Source organism: Macellibacteroides sp. (assembly GCF_050251695.1).
Taxonomy (GTDB): Bacteria; Bacteroidota; Bacteroidia; order Bacteroidales; family Tannerellaceae; genus Macellibacteroides; species Macellibacteroides fermentans.
Window position 1 is genome coordinate 1 of sequence record NZ_JBFWMI010000144.1, and the last position, 4,872, is coordinate 4,872.

3 protein-coding genes and 1 pseudogene are annotated in these 4,872 nt (G+C 43.4%); 1 reads left to right on the forward strand and 3 read right to left on the reverse strand.

The window, feature by feature from the left end; translation table 11 throughout:
* From AB7E53_RS14090 to AB7E53_RS14100, 3 genes and pseudogenes are all read right to left on the reverse strand, one after another.
* A pseudogene (locus tag AB7E53_RS14090) lies at window positions 1-287 on the reverse strand (excinuclease ABC subunit UvrA); the annotation flags it as partial.
* Between the two features lie 62 nt (window positions 288-349).
* Entirely contained in the window at window positions 350-1,327 is a 978-nt protein-coding gene (locus AB7E53_RS14095) for a lytic transglycosylase domain-containing protein (protein ID WP_079681990.1), read from the reverse strand.
* A complete protein-coding gene (locus AB7E53_RS14100; protein WP_246303378.1) occupies window positions 1,311-2,642 on the reverse strand; it encodes a gliding motility-associated C-terminal domain-containing protein in 1,332 nt (443 codons plus the stop codon). Before AB7E53_RS14100 ends, AB7E53_RS14095 begins: the two co-directional genes overlap by 17 nt.
* A gap of 435 nt (window positions 2,643-3,077) precedes the next feature.
* On the opposite strand from AB7E53_RS14100, the gene AB7E53_RS14105 reads away from it, so the two are divergent.
* On the forward strand, window positions 3,078-4,445 hold the full coding sequence (locus tag AB7E53_RS14105; protein ID WP_446776391.1) for a metallophosphoesterase: 1,368 nt from the start codon (window positions 3,078-3,080) through the stop codon (window positions 4,443-4,445).
* Window positions 4,446-4,872: the final 427 nt, after the last annotated feature.

The window sequence follows — 4,872 nt, forward strand, 5'->3', positions numbered from 1 at the left end:
TTCTGCTCGATGGAGATAACCGGACTCAATCCGGAAATCTTATCCACATCCGGACGTTCCATGTTGCCCAGAAAGTTTCGGGCATAGGCCGAAAAGGTCTCCACATACCGGCGTTGGCCTTCTGCAAAGATCGTATCGAACGCCAGGGATGATTTCCCGCTACCGCTCATACCGGTAATTACCGTCAGTTTGTTGCGCGGAATATCAACATCTATATTCTTTAAGTTGTGCACCCGGGCTCCTAAAACGGATATCAGGCCAGTCTCTACACGTTTCTTGTCACTCATTTTCTGTCAATTCAATGCTTGTAAATCCAGCTAAGCCAATACAATCAGATTTGTACGCTGTTTTAATCAATCACCCAACGGGAGTCGTGCACCTTGGTATTGGGTTTCTTGTAATACAGTTCGCTCTCTTTAGGAATCAGAATCTTGTATGTCTTTCCTGCGGTAGTAAGTTTACGGTCTCTCAACCATAAGTTGAACTGTTTCAAATCGGCATAGGTTACATTATGCTCTGCAGCAAAAGCAGCCAGATCCTCTATGTTTGACGACACCTCCACCTCTTTGCATTCGATGGGTTTGTACAGGTTTTCGGCCTTCAGCACAAATCCGTACTTGTATGGATTCTCGAATATCTGCTTGATAGCCATTATGCGGTAAACATAGCGCGATGTCTCCTCCACCAACCACAGGTCGAAGGTTGACTCGGCATTCTGCTTAGACAATTCGCCGGATATACGTCCCATGCCCCCATTATAGGAAGCCGCCACCGCAGCCCAGCTACCATACTTCTTGTAAGCCGACTTTATATACTTACAGGCCACCTCCGTAGCCTTTTCAATATGATAACGTTCGTCCACCTCCTTCTCTACCGTTAACCCGTATTGCTTGGCCGTGCCCGGCAAAAGCTGCCAGAAGCCTGCGGCATTAACTCCCGAAAGAGCTCTAATATCCAGGTTACTCTCTATAACCGCCAGATACTTAAAGTCGTCCGGCACTCCATTTGCCTTTAAAATGGGCTCGATAACCGGAAAATAGCGGTTGGCTCTTTTAAAATGCAACATGGTTGTAGAGTGAAAGTAGATGAAACTGGTCAGCTCCCTGTCAAATCCCTCATGCATATTGTATCGGGTAAGATCAATCTTTTCACCACAAAACATTACTTCGTCGGGAATCTCGGGCGACGAAGTCATCGACGCCACCAAGGGTTTCTCTTTTTTTGCCTTTTCCGAATCAGACGAACCTAACGATAAACAAGCTGTAAGACATATAATTCCACTCACAACCAAACCAACAATCTTTTGTAATCTATTCATTCTGCACATTTTTTGAACGAAGGATATTGATGTCGCCTTTCCGTTTGTATGACACACCATCAGATCCTTCGGCCTCTATAATATAAAAGTAAACTCCGGGAGGGACATATTTTCCTCCCTTTTTGCCGTCCCATCCCTGTGATGGATCGGTCCATGTAAATAATTCCACCCCCCAACGGTTGAAAATCGTTCCCTTAAAGCGGACAAGCGATTTGTATGCCACCCTGAACTCGTCGTTTACACCCGGAGATGTACCGGGAGAAAAGGCGTTGGGTATCTCCAGCGACGACTCAACTATTTTAATATCCCGCGAGAAAGACTGATCTGTACAGGATAAGCTGCGGTTACTTACTTCCAGTTCGGCAACGTATTCGCCAAATTTATCGAAGGTGTAAACCAGTTCTTCACCGGTAAATCGGACCAGCAGCTTTTCCGGACCATCCTCTTTCCTGTATATTTTCCATATATATTGAGCTGCCACCGGGTCGTTGGCAACGGCTTTAAATCTGATATCCACCGGAGCAGAGCCTCCTAAGTCGGCCGCTTCATAACTAACAACGTTCGGGGCGTCACTGTTCAATTTATCGGCGAAGCCGTGAACTTCTATTGCCACTGCCTGATAAAGGGACGAAGCAATACTTTTTTCTATCCCAAAATGGCGGGCAAACAAGTCCCCCGCAATGCGGACATCGGTATCGCACAGGGGTGCATCCAGCGTTTGTCCCGAAGGATTGCCATCAACCACCTTTTTTATCTCTTTTTGAGAGAATAATGCCGTAGATTCGGTCCATTCCAGGGTCTTATAGGTTACCTCAAACTGCCGTTTCAATTCGGTCAGTATTCCATTGGGGGTATGATACATCAACTTCTCCATGGCCATATCGCCCGAGAGTTTCAGATAAGCACAGGGATCGGGTTGTTCTGATAAATCAAGACTCCGTAGTTCCACCGGATACCGGCTGTAATCTATTACCCATACATACCGGGCTAACTCGCCGGCTACTTCTGCAAAGTAACCGTATCCCTCTTCCGGGTTGGAAACGACTGATACATTCCCTTGCTGTGTAGCTGCCACAGGCTCGGCATTCAATGCGCTGTTCTTATACCTGTACCATTTGTGGGGAAGCGAAGAGGTGGAGGTATAACGGATTTCCGACTGCCCCATTCCGTTGAGCAGATACACCTGAAGTCTGTTATAGGTATCATCCTTGGCCAACAGCGGAACACCGCGACCGCCAGACACACTATATTGTGCCTGCAATCCAAATCCCAGCAACAGCAAGCAGCAAATAAAATGAACTTTTATGCACATTCTCTGAATCATACTCCTCCTAATTAGCATCCAAAATTAGTATTTTATACCGACATACGCTACCATTGCACCGAATAATCCGAAAAATTCTATGGGGTCGTCGCTATAGCCAAAGCCTACGTTTAAGAGGGCAATCGGAGTTTAAATACCATAGACATGACAGAAATTTCAGGTACAAATCAGCTTGTTTCGTATAATAAACGGGATTTAAACTAGTTTCTGATGATAATGCATCAGAAATTGTATTTATAATACATTGATTTTGTAATTATGAAACGCATCCTAATTAAAATTAGGTTATTTTTGTTTATATATATTCGTACGCAACTGTTCAGGTTATTTATCTAAATGGAACAACCACACGTACCGCTTTCGAAGCTTTGAATATGAGTTAACGACAATATGGGATGGCAATGATTTTTCACTAATTTAATATCTGTATATACGATGAGAAAATTTAATTTTATGCTTATGATGCTTGCATCGGTCTTTACTATGGGATCGTGCTCGTCAAACAACGATGATCCTGTTTCAACTAACCCTTTTGACAACATGAGTGAGAGCAGTAATAACGAACGGGATAAGATTGTTATTATCAGCGATTTGCATCTGGGCAACGATTTAACATACTCTGAGAACGTAAAACACCTGAAACGGTTAGAGGAATTTCTGGGTGAGGTACGATCGTCCGGCACAGTCAAAGAGCTTGTAATTGGTGGTGATATGTTCGACGAATGGTACATCCCAACCAGATTAGATTCTTACCCCAATGGTTCGCAGGCCGACTTTATTAAAAAATCTGTCAAGGCTAACCAGGGGGTCTTCGACCTGCTGAATGGGATTATCAAAGATGGAAAGATAAAGCTGACGTATGTTCCGGGTAATCACGACATGGGTTTCACTCCCGAAAATGTTAACCTGGCATTACCCGGAGTGAATCAGGCACGCGACCCAAAAGATAAGTTTGGTATTGGTACATATCGTCCCGATGACTATCCGCAAATCGCCATCGAACATGGACACCGGTACGATTTCTTCAACGCGATAGCTCCCAATGCCAATGAAGCGGAAGCACCAGGTGCCACTTTGCCTCCCGGCTACTTCTTCGCCCGTATTGCTGCCAACTCCTTTACAGACCCAACTACCAAGGAAGCTGCAACTAAAGTGCCGGAGGTAAAGCTTCAAGACCCAAGCAATCCGGAACAGTATAGCAAAAATGTTTATTATACATTATGGAAGTCTGTTTTGGAAGAGCTTATCTTCGTAAAAGATAATTTCAGCGAACCAATCATTAAAACCAATGTGGGTAATTTCACAAAAACCTATTCGATTAATGATATTATGCCTACAAATAATCCGTCAGATGGCAGCATCCAAATGAAACTGTACAATAATTTATTCACTCAAGCCAATTGGGATGCGCGTACAAAGTACAACAACGTACCTTTTCCAACAAACATCAATACGGCGATAGCAGGTAGTTTGCATACTGAATTTCTTGATGACCAATCAGATGTTCAGTACTTCAAAAACCCAACATCCAATACCCGCATCGTGGTTTTCGGTCACACGCATATACCCATGATTAAAACTTTCACGAATGTGTTGGGCCAAGATTGTATCTATGCCAATTCCGGAACTTGGGAAGATCAGAAAACACGCGACAAGAATGCAGCCATAGATCAGGATAACCTGAAGATGGACTTCATTGTAATTTCACCAATTAATTCGGACAGCAAGAAACTTCAGGTGGCATTATTCAATTACCATGGAGGGAAACATGTACCGGTAGATAGCAAATCAGTAGATCTGTAACTTCATCTGTCGGCACACAACAATCCGATTCTAACACAAGACTATCCACCCCGATGCCTCCTGCTATAAGTATGAGTGAGAGCTTCGGGATGGATAGTCTTTATTATTTAACAACGGACCTCCATCTATTACATCGTAACGAACATCTGGCATAATTTCTTCTTAAGCGTTGCCGGCAGTGATTTCTTTATATGAATGCAATTCTATCATAGAAACCGTTTTTCTCTGCTTGCAGGTATCTCATCGTCGATTAAGGAAACTTCATCTATCTCCAATAAGTAGCTTGCATCAATAGAAGCAATGACAGGCATACTGATTCCGGGCAATTAATTTGCTGTCAAACAAATTGGTTAATTGTAACTATAACTCTCCATTATTCCACTCCTTCCATTTTTCTTTTTATCTTTGCATCAAATAATCCAATCAG